Annotated in this window: 26 protein-coding genes; 17 read left to right on the top strand and 9 right to left on the bottom strand. The window is 62.8% G+C overall.

Annotated features, from left to right (window positions below):
* Positions 1-66: 66 nt before the first annotated feature.
* The 5 genes from AB8A23_RS04485 (at position 67) to AB8A23_RS04465 (ending at position 3,567) form a co-directional block, all read left to right on the top strand.
* Positions 67-519 carry a MarR family winged helix-turn-helix transcriptional regulator gene (locus tag AB8A23_RS04485; protein WP_439060306.1) on the top strand — a complete coding sequence of 151 codons (453 nt, stop codon included), beginning with the start codon at positions 67-69 and terminating at the stop codon, positions 517-519.
* 29 nt (positions 520-548) lie between these two features.
* A complete protein-coding gene (locus AB8A23_RS04480) occupies positions 549-1,112 on the top strand; it encodes an isochorismatase family protein (RefSeq protein ID WP_439060307.1) in 564 nt (187 codons plus the stop codon).
* 1 nt (position 1,113) lies between these two features.
* Positions 1,114-1,443, top strand: coding sequence for a hypothetical protein (locus AB8A23_RS04475; RefSeq protein WP_439060308.1), 330 nt, complete (start codon positions 1,114-1,116; stop codon positions 1,441-1,443).
* Complete coding sequence (locus tag AB8A23_RS04470; RefSeq protein WP_439060309.1) at positions 1,440-2,684, top strand: MFS transporter; 1,245 nt, start codon at positions 1,440-1,442, stop codon at positions 2,682-2,684. The genes AB8A23_RS04475 and AB8A23_RS04470 overlap by 4 nt, the downstream gene beginning before the upstream one ends.
* Positions 2,685-2,820: 136 nt before the next feature.
* Positions 2,821-3,567, top strand: a complete 747-nt coding sequence (locus AB8A23_RS04465; RefSeq protein WP_439060310.1) for a superoxide dismutase — start codon at positions 2,821-2,823, stop codon at positions 3,565-3,567.
* 167 nt (positions 3,568-3,734) lie between these two features.
* Here AB8A23_RS04465 and AB8A23_RS04460 read toward each other — a convergent pair whose 3' ends face one another.
* Both AB8A23_RS04460 and ftsY read right to left on the bottom strand, forming a co-directional pair.
* Complete coding sequence (locus tag AB8A23_RS04460; protein ID WP_439060578.1) at positions 3,735-4,334, bottom strand: septation protein A; 600 nt, start codon at positions 4,332-4,334, stop codon at positions 3,735-3,737.
* 13 nt (positions 4,335-4,347) lie between these two features.
* The gene (gene ftsY, locus AB8A23_RS04455) at positions 4,348-5,292 is read right to left on the bottom strand and encodes a signal recognition particle-docking protein FtsY (protein ID WP_439060311.1); all 945 of its coding nucleotides are present in this window, start codon (positions 5,290-5,292) and stop codon (positions 4,348-4,350) included.
* Positions 5,293-5,455: 163 nt separating this feature from the next.
* Between ftsY and AB8A23_RS04450 the strand changes: the two genes are divergently transcribed.
* The gene (locus AB8A23_RS04450) at positions 5,456-6,091 is read left to right on the top strand and encodes an RluA family pseudouridine synthase (protein ID WP_439060579.1); all 636 of its coding nucleotides are present in this window, start codon (positions 5,456-5,458) and stop codon (positions 6,089-6,091) included.
* 3 nt (positions 6,092-6,094) lie between these two features.
* Here AB8A23_RS04450 and dapF read toward each other — a convergent pair whose 3' ends face one another.
* A complete protein-coding gene (dapF, locus tag AB8A23_RS04445) occupies positions 6,095-6,967 on the bottom strand; it encodes a diaminopimelate epimerase (protein ID WP_439060312.1) in 873 nt (290 codons plus the stop codon).
* Between the two features lie 193 nt (positions 6,968-7,160).
* Between dapF and AB8A23_RS04440 the strand changes: the two genes are divergently transcribed.
* A complete protein-coding gene (locus tag AB8A23_RS04440) occupies positions 7,161-7,886 on the top strand; it encodes a GyrI-like domain-containing protein (protein ID WP_439060313.1) in 726 nt (241 codons plus the stop codon).
* Between the two features lie 70 nt (positions 7,887-7,956).
* Positions 7,957-8,670 (top strand): SIMPL domain-containing protein, encoded by a 714-nt coding sequence (locus AB8A23_RS04435; protein WP_184512632.1) that lies wholly within the window; start codon positions 7,957-7,959, stop codon positions 8,668-8,670.
* Positions 8,671-8,837: 167 nt separating this feature from the next.
* Here the strand turns inward: AB8A23_RS04435 and AB8A23_RS04430 are convergent, their stop codons facing one another.
* Positions 8,838-9,902: an MBL fold metallo-hydrolase gene (locus tag AB8A23_RS04430; RefSeq protein WP_439060314.1), complete on the bottom strand. Its 1,065-nt coding sequence runs from the start codon at positions 9,900-9,902 to the stop codon at positions 8,838-8,840.
* Positions 9,903-10,011: 109 nt separating this feature from the next.
* Complete coding sequence (locus tag AB8A23_RS04425; protein WP_184512636.1) at positions 10,012-10,620, bottom strand: NAD(P)-dependent oxidoreductase; 609 nt, start codon at positions 10,618-10,620, stop codon at positions 10,012-10,014.
* A 105-nt stretch (positions 10,621-10,725) separates the two neighbouring features.
* Between AB8A23_RS04425 and AB8A23_RS04420 the strand changes: the two genes are divergently transcribed.
* The 4 genes from AB8A23_RS04420 to rimM all read left to right on the top strand — a co-directional run bounded on the left by AB8A23_RS04420 (position 10,726) and on the right by rimM (position 13,766).
* Entirely contained in the window at positions 10,726-11,136 is a 411-nt protein-coding gene (locus AB8A23_RS04420) for a winged helix-turn-helix transcriptional regulator (RefSeq protein WP_439060315.1), read from the top strand.
* Positions 11,137-11,335: 199 nt separating this feature from the next.
* The gene (gene ffh, locus AB8A23_RS04415; RefSeq protein ID WP_439060316.1) at positions 11,336-12,853 is read left to right on the top strand and encodes a signal recognition particle protein; all 1,518 of its coding nucleotides are present in this window, start codon (positions 11,336-11,338) and stop codon (positions 12,851-12,853) included.
* 49 nt (positions 12,854-12,902) lie between these two features.
* A complete protein-coding gene (gene rpsP / locus AB8A23_RS04410) occupies positions 12,903-13,235 on the top strand; it encodes a 30S ribosomal protein S16 (RefSeq protein ID WP_089266465.1) in 333 nt (110 codons plus the stop codon).
* 6 nt (positions 13,236-13,241) lie between these two features.
* On the top strand, positions 13,242-13,766 hold the full coding sequence (gene rimM / locus AB8A23_RS04405) for a ribosome maturation factor RimM (RefSeq protein WP_439060317.1): 525 nt from the start codon (positions 13,242-13,244) through the stop codon (positions 13,764-13,766).
* A gap of 3 nt (positions 13,767-13,769) precedes the next feature.
* Here the strand turns inward: rimM and AB8A23_RS04400 are convergent, their stop codons facing one another.
* Positions 13,770-14,201 carry a hypothetical protein gene (locus AB8A23_RS04400; protein WP_439060318.1) on the bottom strand — a complete coding sequence of 144 codons (432 nt, stop codon included), beginning with the start codon at positions 14,199-14,201 and terminating at the stop codon, positions 13,770-13,772.
* On the opposite strand from AB8A23_RS04400, the gene trmD reads away from it, so the two are divergent.
* The 5 genes from trmD (at position 14,200) to AB8A23_RS04375 (ending at position 18,505) form a co-directional block, all read left to right on the top strand.
* Positions 14,200-14,958 carry a tRNA (guanosine(37)-N1)-methyltransferase TrmD gene (trmD, locus tag AB8A23_RS04395; protein ID WP_439060319.1) on the top strand — a complete coding sequence of 253 codons (759 nt, stop codon included), beginning with the start codon at positions 14,200-14,202 and terminating at the stop codon, positions 14,956-14,958. The two genes, AB8A23_RS04400 and trmD, sit on opposite strands and share 2 nt — an antisense overlap.
* A gap of 121 nt (positions 14,959-15,079) precedes the next feature.
* Positions 15,080-15,478 (top strand): 50S ribosomal protein L19, encoded by a 399-nt coding sequence (rplS, locus tag AB8A23_RS04390; RefSeq protein ID WP_089266471.1) that lies wholly within the window; start codon positions 15,080-15,082, stop codon positions 15,476-15,478.
* A 112-nt stretch (positions 15,479-15,590) separates the two neighbouring features.
* Positions 15,591-15,719 carry a hypothetical protein gene (locus tag AB8A23_RS04385; protein ID WP_256438178.1) on the top strand — a complete coding sequence of 43 codons (129 nt, stop codon included), beginning with the start codon at positions 15,591-15,593 and terminating at the stop codon, positions 15,717-15,719.
* Between the two features lie 112 nt (positions 15,720-15,831).
* Complete coding sequence (gene leuC, locus AB8A23_RS04380; protein WP_439060320.1) at positions 15,832-17,247, top strand: 3-isopropylmalate dehydratase large subunit; 1,416 nt, start codon at positions 15,832-15,834, stop codon at positions 17,245-17,247.
* Between the two features lie 88 nt (positions 17,248-17,335).
* On the top strand, positions 17,336-18,505 hold the full coding sequence (locus AB8A23_RS04375; RefSeq protein ID WP_439060321.1) for a winged helix-turn-helix domain-containing protein: 1,170 nt from the start codon (positions 17,336-17,338) through the stop codon (positions 18,503-18,505).
* Between the two features lie 85 nt (positions 18,506-18,590).
* Here the strand turns inward: AB8A23_RS04375 and AB8A23_RS04370 are convergent, their stop codons facing one another.
* From AB8A23_RS04370 to AB8A23_RS04360, 3 genes are all read right to left on the bottom strand, one after another.
* Complete coding sequence (locus AB8A23_RS04370) at positions 18,591-19,253, bottom strand: hypothetical protein (RefSeq protein ID WP_231078554.1); 663 nt, start codon at positions 19,251-19,253, stop codon at positions 18,591-18,593.
* Positions 19,254-19,563: 310 nt separating this feature from the next.
* Complete coding sequence (locus tag AB8A23_RS04365; protein WP_184512651.1) at positions 19,564-20,007, bottom strand: hypothetical protein; 444 nt, start codon at positions 20,005-20,007, stop codon at positions 19,564-19,566.
* Between the two features lie 163 nt (positions 20,008-20,170).
* On the bottom strand, positions 20,171-20,461 hold the full coding sequence (locus tag AB8A23_RS04360; RefSeq protein WP_120287769.1) for a hypothetical protein: 291 nt from the start codon (positions 20,459-20,461) through the stop codon (positions 20,171-20,173).
* Positions 20,462-20,569: the final 108 nt, after the last annotated feature.

Here is a 20,569-nt window from a genome sequence, read left to right as displayed (position 1 = left end):
GAGATGTGATGCCAAACTAAAAAGTCTTCCTTTGTAGTTTTCCTTAGTATCCTGTAGTCCGAGGGCATGACGGACCATCATGACAACCCCGAAGATGCCCAGGCGCTGGCATTGGCGACCGAGATTCGCGACCTGATCGGTCAGGTGAAGCGCAGATTACGTGAAAAGGCCGGCATCGGCGACCTGACGATGTCCCAGGTGTCGGTGCTGAGCCGGCTGGATCGCGACGGCCCGGCGACGGTGACCCACCTCGCTCGCGCCGAGGGCGTGCGGCCGCAATCCATGGGCGCCACGGTGGCAGCGCTGGAGACCACCGGTCTGGTCAGCGGCACCCCCGATCCGAATGACGGTCGCCAGACCATTTGGGCGCTCACCCCCGCCTGTAAGGAATGGATCCGTGTCGGTCGCGCCGCCCGTGAGGACTGGCTGTTCCACGCCATCCAGAAAACCCTGACCACCGTGGAGCAGGATCAGCTTGCCGGCAGCATCGGGTTGCTTAAGCGCATCGTCGACGCCTGATCGCGCCGTCGCATTCAAAGGACAGCCCCATGCCCCTCACCACGCTCGATCTGAACACCGCACTTGTTGTCGTCGATCTGCAGCAAGGCATCGTCACGCTGCCGACGGTGCATCCGATCGGTGATGTCGTGAAGCAGACACGTTTGTTGCTCGACGCGTTTCGCGTCCGCGAATTGCCGGTCGTGCTCGTCAACGTGGCCGGCGGTGCGTCGGGCCGCACCGAGCAGCCGCGCCGATCGGTGCCGCTTGCCGAGGACTGGACCGATCTCATCCCCGAACTCGATCAGCAACCCCGCGATATCACCGTGACCAAGCACAGCTGGGGCGCGTTCGCCACGACCGATCTCCAACAGCAACTGGAGTCCCGCGGTGTCACGCAAGTCGTCATCGCCGGTGTTGCGACGGGGACCGGTGTCGAAGCCACTGCGCGCCAAGCCTATGAAGCGGGCTTCAACGTCACGCTCGCCGTCGATGCGATGACGGATATGCGCGCCGAAGCGCATGATTGCAGTATCGCCAAAGTCTTCCCCCGTCTCGGTGAGACCGGCACCACGCAGGACGTCATCAACCTGCTCGACAAACGGAGTGCGTGAGATGCTTTGGCTTCATTATCTCGCCTGGTTCTTCGGTGGCGCTTTCCTCATCAATGTGATCCCGCACCTCGTGAGCGGCGCATCCGGCCGGCCGTTTCAAAGTCCCTTCGCCACCCCATCCGGCAAAGGCTTGTCCTCATCGACGGTCAATGTGATCTGGGGCTTCGTCAATCTGGTGATCGGCTATCTCCTCGTCGTCCGCGTCGGTGATTTCGATCTGCATTCCACGATCGACGTCACCGCTTTCGGTCTTGGTGCTCTGCTGATGGCAATCTTTACGGCGCGGCTGTTCGGGCGCCTTCACGGCGGCAACACACCGCTCGGTTCATGAATATATCGGCCACCGGTACGTTCCGCTCGCTGCGCGGTTTCAACTACCGCGTCTGGGCAGGTGGTGCGCTGGTGTCGAATATCGGCTCGTGGATGCAGCGCACCACGCAGGACTGGGTGGTGCTCACGCAACTCACCGACAACAACGCCACCGCGGTCGGCATAGTGATGGCGCTGCAGTTCGGGCCGATGCTTCTGCTGTTGCCATTCACGGGCTATGCCGCCGATCATCTGGATCGCCGCAAGCTACTGATCGCGACGCAGGTGGCGATGGGGCTGCTGGCGCTTGGGCTGGGACTCCTTCTCCTCAGCGGTCACGTGCAGCTCTGGCATGTCTATGTGTTCGCGTTCCTGCTCGGCTGTGTTGCGGCCTTCGATTTTCCGGCACGGCAGACCTTCGTCTCCGAACTGGTCATCGAGGCCGATCTGTCGAATGCCGTCGCGCTCAACTCGACCTCGTTCAACGCGGCGCGGATGATCGGTCCGGCGGTTGCTGGCCTCTTGATTGCCCATGTCGGCTCCGGATGGGTGTTCATTCTCAATGCGGTCTCGTTCATGGCGGTGCTTGGCTCCCTCATGCTTCTGCGCGCCGATGAGATGTATCCGGCGCAGCGTTCTGCAGGTGGCCGCGGCAGTCTGGTCGAAGGCTTTCGCTATGTCTGGAAACGGCCGGACCTGAAAGCCATCTTGCTGATGCTGTTCCTGATCGGCACCTTCGGTTTGAACTTTCCGATTTTCATCTCGACCATGTCGGTCACGGCATTTCATGCCGGCGCCGGTCAATATGGCGTCCTGACATCGGTCATGGCGATCGGGTCGGTGATCGGTTCGCTGCTGGCAGCGCGGCGCGACAGGCCGCGCATCAGTCTTCTGATCGTCGGGGCCGCTGTGTTCAGCGCGGGCTTCGCCCTCGCCGCCGCCATGCCGAATTACTGGTTGTTCGGCCTTACGCTGATCGTGATCGGTATTGCAGCTCAAACCGTGACCACCTCGACAAGCAGCCTGGTGCAGCTCTCGACCGAGCCGGCCATGCGTGGTCGCGTGATGGCGATCCTGCTAGCCATTGCACTTGGTGGTACGCCGATCGGTGCGCCGATTGTCGGCTGGGCCGCTGATCGATTCGGTCCGCGCTGGGCGCTAGCCATCGGCGCGATCTCGGGAATGGCTGCGGCCCTGGTCGGCCTGCATTATCTCCTGAAGCACCGCGACGGCCAACGCAGCGTCCGGCCCGGTGGATCATGATTCGCCCCATGTGAGACGGTATCTCAGACCTGTGATGTGCTATGTCGCGCTGCGTCACAATGCCCGCACACGAAACTGCCAGAGATGCGGTGCGTATTTGCCAGACGTAGCAGTTCATATTCAAGGGAGAAGCCCCATGTCATCGATGTCCCGACGCCATCTCATGCTCGCTGCGACCGGCATCGCTGCCGCGGCCGTCGCGCCCCGTCTTGCTTTCGCCCAGGCGGCTGCGCCGGCCACCCCTGCTGCCGGCAATGCGCCATTCATCCTGCCGCCGCTGACCTATCCGGTCACGGCGTTTGAACCGCATATCGATGCCAAGACGATGGAGATCCATCACGACAGGCATCACGCCGCCTATGTCGCAAACATGAACAATTTTGCCAAGGATACCCCGGTGATCGGCGAGAAGCCGCTGGTCGAGGTGCTCGGCAATCTCAACAGCGTGCCTGACGCGATCCGCACCGGCGTGCGCAACAATCTCGGCGGCCATGCCAACCACACCATGTTCTGGCAGATCATGGGCCCGAATGGCGGCAAGCCGGAAGGCGATGTGCTCGCGGCGATCGATCGCGACCTCGGCGGCCTCGAGAAATTCCAGACCGATTTCAACGCCGCCGGCGGCCGTCAGTTCGGTTCTGGCTGGGTGTTCGTGATCGTCGACAAGGACGGCAAGCTGTCGATCGAGACGCGTCCGAATCAGGACAATCCGATCATGGACGGCAAGCGCGCGCTGATGGGCAACGACGTCTGGGAGCACGCTTATTATCTGACCTACCAGAACCGTCGCGCTGATTATCTCAAGGCGTGGTGGAATACGGTCAACTGGACGAAGGTCGGCGAGCGCTATGCGGCGGCAAAGGCCGGCACGCTGGCGGTGTGATGTTTTCCTTCTCCCCGCTTGCGGGGAGAGGGTGGCGCGGACGAAGTCCGCGACGGGTGAGGGGGAGCTAACGAGTGAAACACTGGCTCCCCCTCACCCGGATTACTCGCTGCGCTCGCAATCCGACCTCTCCCCGCAAGCGGGGCGAGGTTAAGTAAGAGCCGCTTCTACTTCCTCAGATCGCCTTCGTCCGCCGTGCTCTCCGCGAGGGTCGCCGGCTCGATGCTGTAACGCTTGATCAGCGGCATCTGCGCCACCGCGAAGACCATGGTCAGCGGGATGACGCCGAACGCCTTGAAGGTCACCCAGAAATCGGTGCTCTGGGTGCGCCAGATCGCTTCGTTCAGAATCGCCATGGCGAAGAAGAACAGCGCCCAACGCAGCGTCAGCGCGCGCCAGCCTTCGGGCGTGAGATTGAACATCTGGTCGAACATGATGGCGATGAAGGAGCGGCCGAACAGCAGGCCGCCACCGAGGATCGCTGCGAACAATCCATAGATGATCGTCGGCTTGACCTTGATGAAGGTCTCATCATGCAGCACCAGCGTCAGCGTGCCGAACACCAGCACGATGACGGCGGTGACAAGCGCCATGATCGGCACATGCTTGACCACGACGTAGGACGCGATCATCGCAGCCACGATGGCCACCATGAAGGCGCCGGTGGCGACGAACAGGTTGAACTTGGCATTGGCGACGAAAAACACGATCAGCGGGCCGAGCTCGGTGGCGAGCTTGAATAGCGGATGCGGCTGCTTCTTGTCGATCACGTCAGTCATGTCAGCTTTCAATTCCTGCAATCGCCTGCGCGAAATCCCTGGCGGTGAAAGGCGCGAGATCATCGATGCCTTCGCCGACGCCGATGAAATGCACCGGCAATTTGTATTTCTCCGACAGTGCCACGAGGATACCGCCGCGCGCGGTGCCATCGAGCTTGGTCATCACAAGGCCGGTGACGCCAGCCGTACGATGAAACGCTTCGACTTGCGACAGCGCGTTTTGTCCCACTGTGGCATCGAGGACCAGCAGCACCGCATGCGGCGCTGTGGCATCGACCTTCTTGATCACGCGCACGACCTTCTCGAGCTCGACCATGAGTTCGGTCTTGTTCTGCAGGCGGCCGGCGGTGTCGATCAGCAGCACGTCGCGATTGTCGTCGCGGGCTGCGGTGACGGCGGTGAAGGCGAGGCTCGCGGAATCCGAACCCTGCGCGCCGGCGATGACCGGCACCTTGTTGCGTTCGCCCCAGACCTTGAGCTGCTCGATGGCTGCCGCGCGAAACGTATCGCCGGCGGCGAGCATGACCTTGCGGCCTTCGGCGGAGAAGGTGGACGCCAGTTTGCCGATGGTGGTGGTCTTGCCGGAACCGTTGACGCCGACCACGAGGATCACGAACGGCTTGTGCGAAGTATCGATCACCAACGGCTTGGCGACCGCCGAAAGCACTTTCTCGACTTCGGTGGCTACGACGGTTTTGACCTCGTCGGCGGAGATCGCCTTGTCATAGCGGCCATGGCCGACGGCGGCGGAAATCCGCGCCGCCACTTCGGTACCCAGGTCGGCGCGCAACAGCACGTCCTCGATGTCCTCGAGCATGGCGCGGTCGAGCTTGCGCTTGGTCACGAGGTCGGCGACCGCGGTGCCAAGGGCGCTCGAGGTGCGCTTCAGCCCGCCGGAGAGCCGTCGCCACCAGCTCAGTTTTGGCGTTTCGGGAGTGTCGCTCATGTCGGGGGTGTGTTAGCCGTTTCGCGCCATGATTCAAAGTATGACCAGTGAAAGTGACGAAGACGTAAGCTTGGAGGCCGAGCCCCGGCTGGAACCCCGCACCGATGCGGTGGAGCTGACCGAAGCCGAGATCCTGGCGCGAGTGCTGCACCGTGACGGCTTGATGCTGGTGATCGACAAGCCCGCCGGCCTGCCGGTGCATCGTGGCCCCAAGGGCGGCGCCAATCTGGAAACTTCGTTCGAATTCCTGCGCTATGGCCTGCCGCGTGCGCCGGTTCTGGCGCATCGGCTGGACAGGGATACGTCGGGCTGCCTGGTGCTCGGCCGGCACCGCAAGGCGACAGCGTCGCTGGGCCTCCTGTTCAAGCACAGCCGTATCCGCAAAACTTATTGGGCGGTGGTCGAGGGCGGGCCTGCCGAAGATTCGGGCGTGATCGACATGCCGCTCGGGCGGCTCAATGCCGACCGGGGCTGGTGGATGAAGCCGGATCCCGGGGGGCTCAAGGCCGTCTCGAACTTCACGGTGCTCGGCCGCGGCGGTGGCATGAGCTGGCTGGCGCTGGAGCCGGTGACGGGTCGCACGCATCAGCTCCGCGTGCACTCTGCGTCATCCGGATTTCCGATTGTCGGGGACAATATCTACGGCAACGGGCCACGCTTCGGCGAGCCGACACTGCATCTGCATGCCCGCGAGATCGTGATCCCGATTTCGCGCAACAAGGACCCGATCCGTGTCGTCGCGCCGGCCCCGCCGCATCTGCATGAGCGGCTGAAGGAGTGCGGCTGGAACGGGGAGTAGGGCTTACGCGATCGAAGCGAACAGCTTCGGATCGAACGTACCTTCATATTCAAACGCGGCCGGCCCCGTCATCAGCACGTGGTCGTCGCTCTCGCGCCATTCGATGGTGAGTTCACCGCCGGGCAGTGTCATATGCACGGTGCGATTGGTCCGGCGCAGGCGAGCGGCGGCAACAGCGGTTGCGCAAGCCGCGGAGCCACAAGCCTTGGTGAGGCCGGCGCCGCGCTCCCAGGTGCGCATCGCGATGTGATCACGATCTACGATATGGGCCAGCGTGATATTGGCGCGGTCCGGGAAGATCGGGTGGTTTTCTAAGAGCGGCCCGAACTTTTCGAGATCATAGGCCTGGATGTCGTCGACCCAGAAGATCGCATGCGGGTTGCCCATCGAGACCACTGACGGGGTGTGCAGGATGGGCGCGTCGATCGGGCCGATCTGCAGCTCGATGCCGCGGGTGTCACGGAATTCCTCGGCCAGCGGAATGTCCTGCCAGCCGAACTTCGGCGTGCCCATGTCCACCGTGTAGAGATCCGGCGTCGGGCCCTGCCAGCAATTGATCAGGCCGGCCTTGGTCTCGAAAGTCAGCGCCGTCTTGTCGCCGCCGGCAAACGTCTGCCGCGCCACGCAGCGCATGCCGTTGCCGCAGGCGCCGGCCTCGGAGCCGTCATTGTTGTAGATCGAGACGAAGGCGTCGGTGCCGGCCAGCCGGGGCTTCTGCAGCACCATCAACTGGTCATAGGGCACGCCTTCGGGGGTGGCCACAGCGCGGGCGTCGGCAGGCGTGATACCGGATGCCGTATCGCGCAGGTCGATCACGACGATCTCGTTGCCGATACCGTTCATCTTGGCGAAGGAATGGTTGGCCAGTGCGCTCATGTCGTGTCCCGTTATCCCTGCCTTATATGGCGAGCCCGGGCAGATTGGCCAGTGCGGCGATTCTGTGTCGGCTGTTTTGAATGGCCCTGCGCAATTTGGGGAGGGGACGAATGCCGCGGCTGCGTGTTACCATGGTGCCGTATCGCGCATGTTGCCGGACGCTGCGCGCAGGATGTCACTGGAGACCCTTCGAATGACCCGTTCTCGCCTGTCCCGCCTCGCCACTGCGGCGCTGATCCCGGCAGCCGCGCTGACGCTGAACGCCGCGGCCTGGGCACAATCTCCGCCCGCCACGCCGCCAGCGGCAAGCTCCCCGGCCACCCCGCCCGCGCCGGCGACACCAGCTCCAGCCACACCCGCTCCCGCCACACCGGAGACGCCGGCCCCTGCCGCGCCGGCAACGCCGCCTGCTGCAGCGCAGGCCCCTGCAACGCCACCCGCGCCTCAGGTCCAGGTTGCCGATCCGTTCGGCGAGGAAATCACGCTGTCGCCGAAGCAGATGGTGACGTTCGTCGGCAAGGCGAATTGGGATTCGGCCTTCGACACGCTGATGGATGCGTTCAAGCAGATCACCACCGTGCTCGACAAACAGGGCGTCAAATCATCGGGCAATCCGATGATCGTCTATACGACCACCGATGACACCGGCTTCACCTTCCTCGCGGAAATCCCGGTCGATCAGGAGGTGAAGAACCTGCCGAAAGCGATGAAGATGGGCCTGTCGCCGGATGGTAAGGCGCTGAAGTTCGTCCATCGCGGCTCCTACGACAATATGGACAACACCTATGAGGCGATCACCAATCACCTCGATGACAAGAAGTTAGAGGCGAAAGACACGTTCATCGAGGAATACATGACCGATCCCTTGAAGACGGCGGAAGACAAGCTGGTCATCAATGTCTATGTGCCGCTGAAGTAACAGAGCCGTAGCTCGGCGATAAAGAATCTCCGGTCATAAAGAAGCCTTGGACGGTCGCGAGAGAATGGGCATGACAAATCATTTCGCTCTCGCTTCGCTGGCCATTGCGCTCATCGCCACTCCTGCGCTCGCGCAGGTCAATCCACCGCCGGTGATTTCCGTCTCCGGGGAAGGCACCGTCTCGGTGCCGCCGGATCTTGCTGTCGTCGATGGCGGTGTCACGACTGATGCCAAGACGGCACGCGAGGCCGCCGAGGCCAACAATGCCGCAATGGCCAAGGTGTTGGCGGCCCTGAAGAGTGCCGGCATCGCCGAGAAGGACATGCAAACGTCGCGGCTGTCGCTGTTTCCGCAATATGCGCAGCAGACCCGTCCCAATCCCAATCCTGGCCCCAACGTCATCTCGGGCTATCGCGCCAGCAACCGCGTCACCATCCGCGTACGCGACGTGACCAAGGTGGCCGGCACGATCGACGCGCTGGTGTCGTCGGGTGCCAATGAGGTTGGCGGCATCAATTTCATGGTGACCAAGGCGTCGCAACTTCTCGACGATGCGCGCAGCGACGCGATCGCGGATGCGCGGCGCAAGGCGGAGATTTACGCCAAGGCTGCCGGCGTCAAGCTCGGCGCGCCGATCAGCATTTCCGAGGACTCCGGCAGCGCGCCAGCGCCAATGATGTTGCGCAAGATGGGCGCCGATGTGGCATCGGCTCCGGTGGCGCAAGGCGAGGAAGTGCTGCGCGTGAATGTCAGCGTGAGCTGGGAAATCAAGCCGGCGCAGTAACTACAAACTCGGTCATGGCCGGGCAAAGCGCGAAGCGCGGCTTCGCCAGATGTCCCGGCCATCTATGCCTTAGTCTTCAGTCTTCGCTAAAGACCTGGATGCCCGGCACATCTAGCGAAGCTCGCTTCGCGCTGGTCGGGCATGACGACTGAGAGTTCGCGCTCTCCTTAAATCTCCACCACCTGCCCCGGCTTCAGCGCCATAAACTTCTCGCCGGGCAATTCGGCCGCGCTGCATGCGGCAGCCAATCCTTTCACCGGTCCGTCAATCGCCTCATCGGTGAGCTGGAATGTGCTGTGATGGCTGGCCAGCGCCTGCTGCGCGCCGCAATCGCTCAGGGCCTTCACGGCGTCTTCCGGATTCATGTGCTGGTCCTTCATGAACCAGCGCGGCTCATAGGCACCGATCGGCAGGATCGCGAGTCTGATAGCACCATGGGCTTCGCGCACGCGGCGGAAGTGCAGGCCGTCGCCATAGCCGCTGTCGCCGACGATGTAGATCTTGCCCGCCGGCGTCTCCAGCACGAAGCTCGCCCACAGCGACTTGTTGCGATCGAACAGACCGCGCGCGGTCCAGTGCCGCGTTGACACCAGCGTCACGGCGAGGCCGTTGCCAAGCTCGACGCGATCTGTCCAGTCATAGGCCTCGGCTTTGATCGCGCTGTCGGCGCTCTTCATGGTGATGTCATTGCCAAGCGGCGTGATCACGCGCGGCGCAAATTTTGCGGCGAGCTTTGAGAGCGTCGGAAGATCGAGATGGTCGTAATGACCGTGCGACACCAGCACGATGTCTATTTTCGGCAGCTTGTCGAACGCGATGCCGGGTGCGGTGTGGCGCTTCGGGCCGGCGAACGAGAATGGCGAGACACGGTCGGACCACACCGGGTCGAACAGGATGTTGATTCCCGCGGTCTGGATCAGCCAGCTCGCGTGACCCACGTAACTAAAGCGAACGCCCGTACCCTCGACCTTGGCCGGCGGCGTATCGGCAAACTCGTTCTCGACCCAGTCGGGCCAGACCTCGCGCGTACGGCCGCCGCCGAATTGCCACCGCAGCACTTCGCCGAGTGACTTGGGCGGCACGCCGTCGGGATCGAAGAAGATCTTGCCGTCGAAGTGATCGGAGACGGGGCCGTCATAATTGGTCATGCGGGAAGCCCAGAAGGCCGACAGCCCAGCGGCTGCGGCGAGACCGCCCAGCGACGTCAGAAGGCGGCGGCGGGTGAGAATCATGGAGCTGGATCAAATCCGGTGGGACGACGAGCTGCGCCCAACGAGGCGCAGCCCGCATCACATGGAATTTGTCAGTGGATTCCGCAACCCGCGCCGATCCTTTGTTCGCTCAGTAGCCGACGGTGAACCGCTTGCGCGCATGCGCAGGCGTCTCGATCTCGTCGGCCATGGCGATGGCATAATCCTCAAAGGAAATGCTGCTGCCCTTGTCGTTGGCGAGCAGTTGATCGCCGCCAAGCCGGAATGTCCCGGTGCGCTCGCCCGGGATGAACAGGGCCGAGGGCGACAGGAAGGTCCAGTTGAGCTCTTTGTCGTGGCGCAGGATGTCGAGGAACAGGCCGCCCACCGCGGCCTCGGCCCGGTATTCCGCCGGAAATCCCGGGGTCTCGATCAGCTTCAGGCCGGGAGCGACTTCGAGGCTGCCGGCGCCGCCGACCACCAGATAGCGCGGAACGCCCGCCGCCTTCACGGCCGCGATCAGTTTGTGCGGGTCGCTGACGAGGAAATGGATCGCGCTGACGGCGACGTCGTGGCCCTTCAGGGCGGCAGTGAGACCGGCAACATCGTTGGCGTCGGCCTTCAGTGGCGTCACCCCGGCCAGAACAGGGGCTTTCTCCGGGTTGCGGGCGATGGCGGTGACGGTATGACCGCGGCGGGACAGTTCAGCGACAATTTGCGAGCCGGCGCGGCCGGTGGCGCCGATCAGGGCGATTTTCATTTGATATCTCCATGTAGTAACCAATAGAAACTTGCTATTCATTTCGGCAGTAGCTGTGAAGAAGGCACTTTTGCGTTAGCTGGTTACCCCGAGGAGACCGCCGCCATGCAGACCGATATCGAAAGCGCCGCCCAGCGCCGGAAAGCCGGCAACGTCTATGCGAGCAGCTGCCCAACCCGGCTGGTTCTGGACCGGATCGCCGATAAATGGGCGGTTCTGGTGCTGGGCCTGCTCACGGACGGCCCCGTTCGCTTCAACCAGCTGCGGCGGCAGATCGAGGGAATCTCGCAGAAAATGCTGTCGCAGACCCTGAAAAGCCTGGAGCGCGATGGCCTGGTGAGCCGCAAGGCGATCCCCACCGTGCCGGTCACGGTCGAATATGCGATCACTCCGCTCGGACGAACCCTGTCGGATACCGTCGATGCGCTGCGGGTCTGGGCTGAAAACCATATGGGCCAGGTGCTTGAGGCACAGCAGCACTATGATGCCGGCGGAACCCGGAGCGCGGCCGCCTGACCAGGCGATCGCCCTGCAAACCTTGACTTATCGGGCTCCAGCACTGTAAATCCCGCCACTTCTCGAAAAGTTCTCTTTTCGACCCGCCGACCGGTCCTGGAGTCCGGAGGTCAACGCCCGACAGCGCGATGCGCCCTCGGGCGCAAAAGTGTTTGGTTATTTGCCATCATGGGGATGGCACGAGCGGAAGCGACAATCGATGTTCGACAGTCTGTCGGAACGGCTTGGCGGAATTCTCGATCGGCTCACCGGGCGCGGTGCGCTGTCGGAGGCTGATGTCGATGCCGCCATGCGCGAAGTCCGCCGGGCGCTGCTCGAGGCCGACGTCTCGCTCGACGTGGTCCGCAGCTTCATCGATCGCGTGCGCGAACAGGCCATCGGCGCCACCGTCGTCAAGTCGGTCACCCCCGGCCAGATGGTCGTCAAGATCGTCCATGACGAGCTGGTCGCCACGCTCGGCGCCGACGGTGAAGGCGGCATCGATCTGCAAGCCGTGCCACCCGTCGCCATCATGATGGTCGGTCTGCAGGGTTCCGGTAAAACCACCACCACTGCAAAGCTCGCCCGCCGTCTCACCCAGCGCGACAAGCGCAAGGTGCTGATGGCCTCGCTCGACGTCTATCGTCCGGCCGCCATGGAACAGCTCGCGGTGCTCGGCCGCGATCTCGACATCCAGACGCTGCCGATCGTCGAAGGCCAGAAGCCCGCTGAGATCGCCAAGCGCGCGCTGTCCGCTGCGAAGCTCGGCGGCTACGACGTGGTTCTGCTCGACACCGCCGGCCGCACGACGCTCGACGAAGAAATGATGTCAGAAGCGATCGAGATCAAAGCGATTGCTAACCCGCACGAAGTGCTGCTGGTCGCGGACGCGCTGACCGGTCAGGACGCCGTCAATCTTGCACGCTCCTTCAACGAACGCGTCGGCCTCACCGGTATCGCGCTGACCCGTGTGGACGGCGATGGCCGCGGCGGTGCTGCACTCTCGATGCGTGCGGTCACCGGCAAGCCGATCAAACTGATCGGCACCGGTGAAAAGACCGATGCACTGGAAGACTTCCATCCGAGCCGCATCGCCGGCCGCATTCTCGGCATGGGCGACGTGGTGTCGCTGGTCGAGCGCGCTGCTGCGAATATCGACGCCGAGAAAGCTGCGCGCACCGCCGAGCGCATGCGCAAGGGTCAGTTCGATCTCACCGATATGCGTGAGCAGCTGATTCAGATGACCAATATGGGCGGTCTCTCCGGCCTGATGGGCATGATGCCCGGCATCGCCAAGATGAAGAACCAGATCGCCTCCGCCGGTCTCGATGACCGCGTGGTGAAGCGCCAGATCGCGGTTATTGATTCAATGACGCGTCAGGAGCGCAAGAATCCCGACCTCCTCAAGGCCAGCCGTAAAAAGCGCATCGCTGCCGGCGCCGGGCTCAAGGTCGAGGAAGTCAACAAGGTGCTGAAGATGCATCGGAACATGGCCGACATGATGAAGGCCATGGGCTCCGGCAAGCGCGGTCCGATGGCAGGCATCGCGCAGGCCATGGGCTTCGGTGGCGGCGGCATGCCGTCGCCCGAACAGATGAAGGCGATGGCCGAGAAGATGCCAGGCGGGATGCCGCAGGGCATGCCGTCATTGCCGAAAGATTTCCCGGGCCTGTCGGGCCTGGGCAAACCGACGCTGCCGGGACTCGGCGGCTTTCCCGGTCTCGGGAAAAAGAAATAACGCGATCCATTCAACTCACATTCAAATCGAACATACTTAGGAGAATCCCATGTCCGTCGTTATCCGCCTCGCTCGTGCAGGCACCAAGAAGCGCCCCGTCTATCACGTCGTCGTCGCCGACTCGCGTTTTCCCCGCGATGGCCGCTTCATCGAGCGTCTTGGCTACTTCAATCCGCTGCTCGCCAAGGACAATGAGCTGCGCCTGAAGCTCGACCTCGACAAGACCAAGGCCTGGATCGCCAAGGGTGCACAGCCGTCGGATCGCGTCGCTCGCTTCCTCGATGCTGCTGGCGTTCAGAAGCGCGAAGCCCGCAACAATCCCGAGAAGGCCGTGCCGCGCAAGGAGCGCAAGGCCAACGCTGAAGCCGCCGCCAAGAAGTAAGGCGGAATGCCAACCGCGCAAATCTGCGTCGCGCGCATCGGCGCGCCGCATGGTGTGCGCGGTCAGGTCCGGCTGTGGACCTTCACCGAAGATCCATTCGCCGTGCTCGACTACGGTCCGCTTGCCACCAAGGACGGCAAGCGGAGCTTTGAGGTCGATGACGTGCGCGAGGCCAAGGGCCATCTGGTCGCGACGCTGAAGGGCGTTGCGTCCCGCGAAGACGCCGAGCGCCTCAATGGCGTCGAGCTCTATGTGGCGCGCGATGCGCTACCTGACACCGAAGACGACGAATATTACCACGCCGATCTGATCGGCCTCGCTGCGGTCAATGCCGCGGGCGATGCGATCGGCCGTGTCGTCGGTATCCATAATTTCGGCGCCGGCGATATCATCGAGATCGCGCCGCTAGAGGGCGCGACCCTGCTGTTGCCGTTCACCAATGCGGTGGTGCCAACGGTCGATATCAAGGCCGGCAAGGTCGTGATCGAATTGCCCGGTGAGATCATCGGCGACGATCCCACCGCGGCGTAGGGTTTACGCTTTCAACGCCTCCGCTATCGTTCTTGCGAACGGCGTCGTCTTCCGCCCGATCAGCTTACTCAGCGTATGGCTGTCATCGAACAGTGCGCCGTCGGCTGCCGCCGTGTTTGACGTCGCGATCAGATCCGCGAGTTCTTCCGGAAGGCCCGCATTGAGCATGATGGCCTTGAATTCGGCTTCCGGCAGACGAACGTATGGGACTGTTTTGTCGCTCTGCTTTCGGTCGAATATCGGCTGTCGCCGCTGGGACAATCGGCCCTCGGGCCGCTGGCCGGCCTGATCGACTGGGCTGAGCGCAGCTTCGCGGAGATCAAGGCCGCTCGCGCCGCCTTCGATGCCGGTGACACCAGCGAGCAGATGTCGGCGGCCTGACGCGGCGATCGCGGGGGTTTGACGCCTCGCGCCGGACGCGCGATGGAAGGCCATGATTTCCGATCCTTCATCCGCGCCATGGCGCGCGACGGTGCTGACGCTGTTTCCGGAGATGTTTCCGGGCCCGCTTGGCATCAGCCTTGCCGGAAAGGCGCTGGCTTCCGGCCTGTGGGCGCTGGAGGCACGGGACATCCGCGCCTCGGCCACAGACAAGCATCGCAGTGTCGATGATACGCCTGCCGGCGGCGGACCGGGCATGGTGCTGCGGGCTGACGTGCTGGCGGCGGCGATCGATGCGGCGGATGCGCAGGATCGCCCCAGGCTCGTCATGAGCCCGCGCGGTCGGCCATTGACCCAGGCGCGGGTGGTGGAGCTGGCGGCCGGGCCGGGGCCGCTGATCGTCTGTGGCCGCTTTGAAGGCATCGATCAGCGCGTCATCGACGCCCGAGGGCTCGAGGAAGTCTCTATTGGCGACTACGTGCTGTCCGGCGGCGAAATCGCCGCCATGACGCTGATTGACGCCTGCGTCCGGCTTCTGCCGGGGGTCATGGGTAAGTTGGCGTCTGGAACCGACGAGAGTTTCTCTGATGGGCTACTGGAATACCCGCAATACACCCGCCCGCAGACCTTCGAGGGGCGTCAAATCCCGGATGTCCTGATTTCGGGCGACCATGCGAAGGTTGCCAAATGGCGGCTGGCCGAGGCGGAGGCGCTTACCCAGGAGCGCCGGCCCGATTTATGGGCGGCTCGCCCGAAAGCCCCGGAATCGGGCAGAAAGCGAAAACCGCCAAAAATCACGACCGGCGAGTGACAGAGACGGTGACAACGGCTTCGCTTTCCCGTATAGCAGCGCCAAATCCGTGCAATGGCAGGGTAAGAGTTTCGAGCGCAGCCCGCGCAACGTCTGGGCGCGCCGCCGATGGAGATTTTCGATGAACCTGATTCAGACGCTTGAAAAAGAGCAGTTCGACCGCCTTTCCGCCACCAAGTCGATCCCGGAATTCGGTCCCGGCGACACCCTCATCGTCAACGTGAAGGTTGTCGAAGGCGAGCGCTCCCGCGTGCAGGCCTATGAAGGCGTCTGCATCGGCCGTAACGGCGGTGGCATCAATGAGAGCTTCACCGTTCGCAAGATCTCCTACGGCGAGGGTGTCGAGCGCGTGTTCCCGCTGCTCTCCCCGATGATCGACTCGATCAAGGTTGTGCGTCGCGGCAAGGTGCGTCGCGCCAAGCTGTATTACCTGCGCGATCTGCGCGGCAAGTCGGCCCGCATCGTCGAGAAGAAGACCGAGCGTCCGGCCAAGGTCGCGGCTGTGGCTGCAGCTAAGTAATTTTCCGCATCATCGAATGTGCGAGACGAAAAGCGCGGCGCGAGCCGCGCTTTTTTGTTACGTGAAGACTGCATACCTCCGTCGCATTGGCGTCGTGATCGCTGAGTGCTATATGACTGGAATGTTTCTAGACCTGCACCAGCACGCTTTGCGCATCGTCATCGACGATCATAGTCGGCTGCCCGGTCGCTTCTTCGGTCGCTTCACCACGTCGATCGTGGGCGCGCTTAGAAGCGCGTGAGCAATCTCACGCGTTTCTTTTCCCGTTTCTCAGTTGTGCGCTTTGCGCCGCCGATGCGGCGAATCGTTAGCAGCACGCAACTGGCCCACGTTTTCTTTTGAGGCCTGATCTCATGACTGACTCTGCAAAGCCGACCACCCTGTACGACAAGATCTGGAACGACCATCTGGTCGAGGAAGCCGCCGACGGCACCTGCCTGCTCTATATCGATCGCCATCTGGTGCACGAAGTGACGAGCCCGCAGGCCTTCGAAGGCCTGCGCGCCGCCGGCCGCCGTGTGCATGCGCCGGAGAAGACGCTCGCCGTCGTCGATCACAACGTGCCGACCACCGATCGTACCAAGCCCAATCCCGATCCGGAAAGCACCGAGCAGATCGCGACTTTGGCCGAGAACGTGCGCGAATTCGGCATCGAATATTACAACGAGTTCGACAAGCGCCAGGGCATCGTCCACGTCATCGGTCCCGAGCAGGGTTTTACGCTGCCGGGCACGACGATCGTTTGCGGCGACAGCCACACCTCGACGCATGGCGCATTCGGCGCGCTGGCGCATGGCATTGGCACGTCGGAAGTCGAGCACGTGCTGGCGACGCAGACGCTGATCCAGAAGAAAGCCAAGAACATGCGCGCCACCGTCGATGGCGTGCTGCCCGAAGGTGTCACCGGCAAGGACATCATACTGGCAATCATCGGCGAGATCGGTACCGCTGGCGGCACCGGCTATGTGCTGGAATATGCCGGCGAGGCGATCCGTGCGCTGTCTATGGAAGGCCGCATGACCGTTTGCAACATGTCGATCGAAGGCGGCGCTCGCGCCGGCCTGATCGCGCCCGACGAGAAGGCCTATGAATTCCTCAAGGGTCGCCCGATGTCGCCGAAAGGTGATGTCTGGGAGCAGGCGGTGCGTTACTGGGAAACGCTGCGCTCCGACGAAGGCGCGCATTTCGATCATGAGATTCGTCTCGATGCTGCGAAGCTGCCGCCGATCGTCACATGGGGCACGTCGCCCGAGGACGTCATCTCGATCTCCGGCAAGGTGCCGAATCCCGCTGACATCGCCGATGAAGCCAAGCGCCTCTCCAAGGAGCGCGCGCTGGCCTATATGGGTTTGACCGCGGGCACCAAGATCACCGATATCAAGCTGGATCGCGTGTTCATCGGTTCCTGCACCAACGGCCGTATCGAGGACTTGCGCGCCGCAGCCAAGGTCGTCGACGGCAAGACCGTCAACGGCCATGTCTCGGCGATGATCGTGCCGGGCTCGGGTCTGGTGAAGGAGCAGGCGGAAGCCGAAGGCCTTGACAAGATCTTCCTGAAGGCCGGTTTCGAATGGCGTGAGCCGGGTTGCTCCATGTGCCTGGCGATGAATCCCGACAAGCTGGCGCCGGAAGAACGCTGCGCTGCCACCTCAAACCGCAACTTCGAGGGCCGCCAGGGCCACAAGGGCCGCACTCATCTGGTGTCGCCGGCGATGGCGGCTGCGGCTGCAATCGCGGGGCACTTCGTCGATATCCGCGAGTGGCACTAATCTAGCTGCACACGGCGGTACATCCTCGATAAGATCGACGGCCTGCTGATGCAGGCCGTCTTTTTATGAGCCATGTTGAACGCTGTCGATGCCCCGCACACCTGCCAAACCCATCGCACTCACCAACACCGCCGCCCGCCGCATCTGGCTGCGTGCGCAACGGCTCGATGCGCGTGCGCCATTCGGCGATGGCGCGGAGGCGGTGAAGGCCGCGGTTCAGCATCTCGGCTATGTGCAGATCGACACCATTAATGTGATCGAGCGCAGCCATCATCACATCCTGTTCTCGCGGATTCCGAACTACAAACGCGCGGATCTCAGGCAGGCGCAGACCCATGACAAGAGCGTGTTCGAATACTGGACCCACGCGCTTGCTTATGTGCCGACCGATGACATCGGCTTCTTCGTGCCGGACATGAAATATTATCGCCGTGAGGGGCATGGCTGGTTCGCGACCGTGACTCCCGCAGACAAGCGCAAGGTGATGCGGCTGGCCAAGGCTGGTCCGCTGTCGATCCGCGATATCGATGACGATGTGCTACGCGAGAAGGATCATGAATGGGCCAGCCGCAAGCCGTCAAAGCGCGCGCTGCAGCTGGCATTCTATGAGGGGCATCTCACGATCTCTGAACGGCAGGGCATGCTGAAGACCTATGACCTGTTGTTGCGGCACTTTGACTGGGACAAATTGCCGAAAGCGGCATCGGCGAGCGAGAAATTCGCCTATCTGCTGGATCGCGCGCTGCGATCGCAGGGCATCGTCAGTCTGGACTCGATCTGTCATCTCGATGCGCCGAGCAAGGCCGGCATACGCAAGCTGATTGAAGCGCGGGTACGCAAGGGCGCGTTGGTGGCCGTTACGCTTGATGGCGCCGGCAAGCAGGAGCACTGGACGACGCCCGCGGCGATCGAGGACACCAGCTCGGGCGAGGCGGGGCTCGTGCATGTGCTGTCTCCGTTTGATCCCCTCGTGATCCAGCGCAAGCGCACGAATTTTTTCTTCGGGCATGACCATCGCTTCGAGGCTTATGTGCCGAAGGAAAAACGCCAGCTCGGTTACTTCGCACTGCCGGTGCTGGTGGATGATCAGATCGTTGCAGCGGTCGATCTCAAGACCGATCGGCAGAAGCGCAAATTGCTGATGCAGCAATGGAGCTGGGTCGGTGACGGTGCGAAGTCGAAAATGCCGCGCAAGGAATGGAAGCGCCGTATCGAGGAAGAGCTCGGGCGGTTCGAGGCGTTTCAGTTGGGGGAGTGAGCGACTAACACTCAGTTGTCATGACCGGGGAAAGCCCCGCCATGACGGAGTGTGTGGAGAGTCGCTTCAGTCAACCCGACCCATCTCACCAATAAATGTTGAAGCGATGGTGATGCCGCCGGTAGTGCCAGTGGCGGTGATGCCAGGGGCGATAGCGGCAGATCTTGCGTGGGCCGTAATAGGTCCAGACGATCCGGCAGAAGCGTCGCGGCTGGTAGTAGCGCGGGCCGTAATAATAGCTCGGCGCATAGGCGTAATAGCGCGGGCGGAAATGGCGGCGATAGCCGTAATGGCGCGCGCCGTAGTAACGCGCCGGCGCATAATAGGGGCGACGGGCGATCAATGGCGCCGCGTAGCGATAGCCGCCGCCATGGAATGCAGGGCCGCGCCGGAAGCCGCCGCCGACAAAGGCCGGGCCCGGGCGGAAGCCGCCACCGCCACGGAACGCAGGCGCTGCGGCTCGGAAGCCTCCGCCGCCACCGCCACCACGAAACGCCGGCATGCCGCCGCCACGAAATCCGCCGCCGCCTCCGCCATGAAAGGCGTGACCGCCGCCGCCACCGCCGCGGAAACCTCCTCCGCCACCGCCGCCGCGTCCACCGCGATGCTGGACCGGCATGAGCAGCGCGTCGCTAGCCTGTTTGGCTGCGGGTGCCGCGCCGGGATTGATCAGCGAGACCGCCCGTGCCGATGGCGTCAGCGATATCATCATCGCTGCGGCGGCAGCCACGCCGAGCGAGCGCGTCATGAATTGTCTGATCGCAAAACCTCGATCGGCATTCAGGACAGGTTGTCGATTCTGAACATCTCTCATCGGAAACATCCTCCCTCGATCGGCGCATGGGACATGGATCGCGCAAACCTGACAGTGCAGGTCCTCGTTTGCGCGAACGCTGCGTTTGCGCATGGTCGTGTCATGTGAATTGTCGCGCCTTGACCGAAAATTAAGGATGTCGATCTGAACGCGTCATGAATGACGCAGGCGGAAGCCGCGCGGCGCGCACAAAAAAAAGGCGCCGCAAAGGGCGCCTGTCGATGTCGTCTAGAGATCCTGGAATTTACCAGCGGCCGAAGCTGAAGCCGACGCTGAGCGGGCCGCCGAAACCGACGCCCGGGCCATAGCCATAGGCGCCGTAGGGACGATAGCCGCCATAATAGCCGTAGGGCCGGTAGCCGTATCCGCCGTAGTAAGCAGGGCGATAGGCATAGGGGCGTCCGTAATAGGCCGGGCCGTAATAGGAGCGATACGGGCGATAGCCGTATCCGTAGCCATAACGCGGGCCGTAATAGCTGCGATACCCGTAGTGCCGGTGGCCGAAGTGATGATGGCGGTGGTGAAAGTGACGATGGCGCCGCTGCGCGCTGAAGTCCGTGGCCTTTGCCTTGTTGTCTGCCGCAGCCTTTTGAGGCGTCTGTGCGTCAGCCATTGCGGGGGCGCTGGTCAATGCGCCACCAAGTGAAAGTGTTGCAGCCAGCATGGCTGCGCCTACCCAGTTCTTCATGATTTTTCCTTGCCTCGATCGCTTTCCATCGATCGTCTTTCGTCGCCTTCACCCCATAACGCATATAGCTGCAATGATTTCCCGCGACAGACCGACGCGGTCAACATCTCGTCAAAGAAAACAGGCGCGCTTGCGCACGCCTGTTTGGACTTTAGAGGGAGTCTCAGTAGCGCCAGCCGTGACGACGCACATGGTGCGGCCGGTGCCAGCCATGATGGCGGCGGATGTGATGCGGACGATGCCAGCCGTGGTGACGCCGCATGCCGTGGTGCCCGCGATAGCCGCGATTGTGGTGATGACGATACTGCACCTCAGTCGTCAGCTTCTCACCGCCCTGTACGGACGATGCGATGCCCGGGCTGTTCAGCGAGACTGCATTTGCCTGCTGCGTCGGCGCTGCGACGAACAGCAATCCTGCGATGGCGGCGAGGCCGAAAAATTTCTTCACGTTCACGTGTTCTCTCCTGAGTCTGCTGCGTTCATGTCGAGATGCAGCTTCACGAATGGATCATCGCCCATGTGCATGACGCTAGGGCGCAGGAGGTGAACGCGATGTGAATAT

The sequence above is a fragment of the Tardiphaga sp. 619_E2_N8_4 genome (assembly GCF_051810905.1).
GTDB classification, from domain to species: domain Bacteria; phylum Pseudomonadota; class Alphaproteobacteria; order Rhizobiales; family Xanthobacteraceae; genus Tardiphaga; species Tardiphaga robiniae.
This window is presented reverse-complemented; position numbering and strand designations above follow the sequence as displayed.

Coding starts and splice junctions, on each gene's coding strand:
- dapF (WP_439060312.1), bottom strand. CDS start 6,967: ATGAGCGCACTGGCCAACCATTCCTTCGCCAAGATGAACGGTATCGGC.
- AB8A23_RS04480 (WP_439060307.1), top strand. CDS start 549: ATGCCCCTCACCACGCTCGATCTGAACACCGCACTTGTTGTCGTCGAT.
- rimM (WP_439060317.1), top strand. CDS start 13,242: ATGCCAACCGCGCAAATCTGCGTCGCGCGCATCGGCGCGCCGCATGGT.
- AB8A23_RS04365 (WP_184512651.1), bottom strand. CDS start 20,007: ATGAAGAACTGGGTAGGCGCAGCCATGCTGGCTGCAACACTTTCACTT.
- AB8A23_RS04375 (WP_439060321.1), top strand. CDS start 17,336: ATGCCCCGCACACCTGCCAAACCCATCGCACTCACCAACACCGCCGCC.
- AB8A23_RS04440 (WP_439060313.1), top strand. CDS start 7,161: ATGACCCGTTCTCGCCTGTCCCGCCTCGCCACTGCGGCGCTGATCCCG.
- AB8A23_RS04465 (WP_439060310.1), top strand. CDS start 2,821: ATGTCATCGATGTCCCGACGCCATCTCATGCTCGCTGCGACCGGCATC.
- AB8A23_RS04450 (WP_439060579.1), top strand. CDS start 5,456: ATGCTGGTGATCGACAAGCCCGCCGGCCTGCCGGTGCATCGTGGCCCC.
- ffh (WP_439060316.1), top strand. CDS start 11,336: ATGTTCGACAGTCTGTCGGAACGGCTTGGCGGAATTCTCGATCGGCTC.
- trmD (WP_439060319.1), top strand. CDS start 14,200: ATGATTTCCGATCCTTCATCCGCGCCATGGCGCGCGACGGTGCTGACG.
- AB8A23_RS04420 (WP_439060315.1), top strand. CDS start 10,726: ATGCAGACCGATATCGAAAGCGCCGCCCAGCGCCGGAAAGCCGGCAAC.
- AB8A23_RS04370 (WP_231078554.1), bottom strand. CDS start 19,253: ATGACGCGCTCGCTCGGCGTGGCTGCCGCCGCAGCGATGATGATATCG.
- AB8A23_RS04385 (WP_256438178.1), top strand. CDS start 15,591: ATGACTGGAATGTTTCTAGACCTGCACCAGCACGCTTTGCGCATCGTC.
- rplS (WP_089266471.1), top strand. CDS start 15,080: ATGAACCTGATTCAGACGCTTGAAAAAGAGCAGTTCGACCGCCTTTCC.
- rpsP (WP_089266465.1), top strand. CDS start 12,903: ATGTCCGTCGTTATCCGCCTCGCTCGTGCAGGCACCAAGAAGCGCCCC.
- ftsY (WP_439060311.1), bottom strand. CDS start 5,292: ATGAGCGACACTCCCGAAACGCCAAAACTGAGCTGGTGGCGACGGCTC.
- AB8A23_RS04400 (WP_439060318.1), bottom strand. CDS start 14,201: ATGGCCTTCCATCGCGCGTCCGGCGCGAGGCGTCAAACCCCCGCGATC.
- AB8A23_RS04435 (WP_184512632.1), top strand. CDS start 7,957: ATGACAAATCATTTCGCTCTCGCTTCGCTGGCCATTGCGCTCATCGCC.
- AB8A23_RS04485 (WP_439060306.1), top strand. CDS start 67: ATGACGGACCATCATGACAACCCCGAAGATGCCCAGGCGCTGGCATTG.
- AB8A23_RS04470 (WP_439060309.1), top strand. CDS start 1,440: ATGAATATATCGGCCACCGGTACGTTCCGCTCGCTGCGCGGTTTCAAC.
- leuC (WP_439060320.1), top strand. CDS start 15,832: ATGACTGACTCTGCAAAGCCGACCACCCTGTACGACAAGATCTGGAAC.
- AB8A23_RS04475 (WP_439060308.1), top strand. CDS start 1,114: ATGCTTTGGCTTCATTATCTCGCCTGGTTCTTCGGTGGCGCTTTCCTC.
- AB8A23_RS04425 (WP_184512636.1), bottom strand. CDS start 10,620: ATGAAAATCGCCCTGATCGGCGCCACCGGCCGCGCCGGCTCGCAAATT.
- AB8A23_RS04430 (WP_439060314.1), bottom strand. CDS start 9,902: ATGATTCTCACCCGCCGCCGCCTTCTGACGTCGCTGGGCGGTCTCGCC.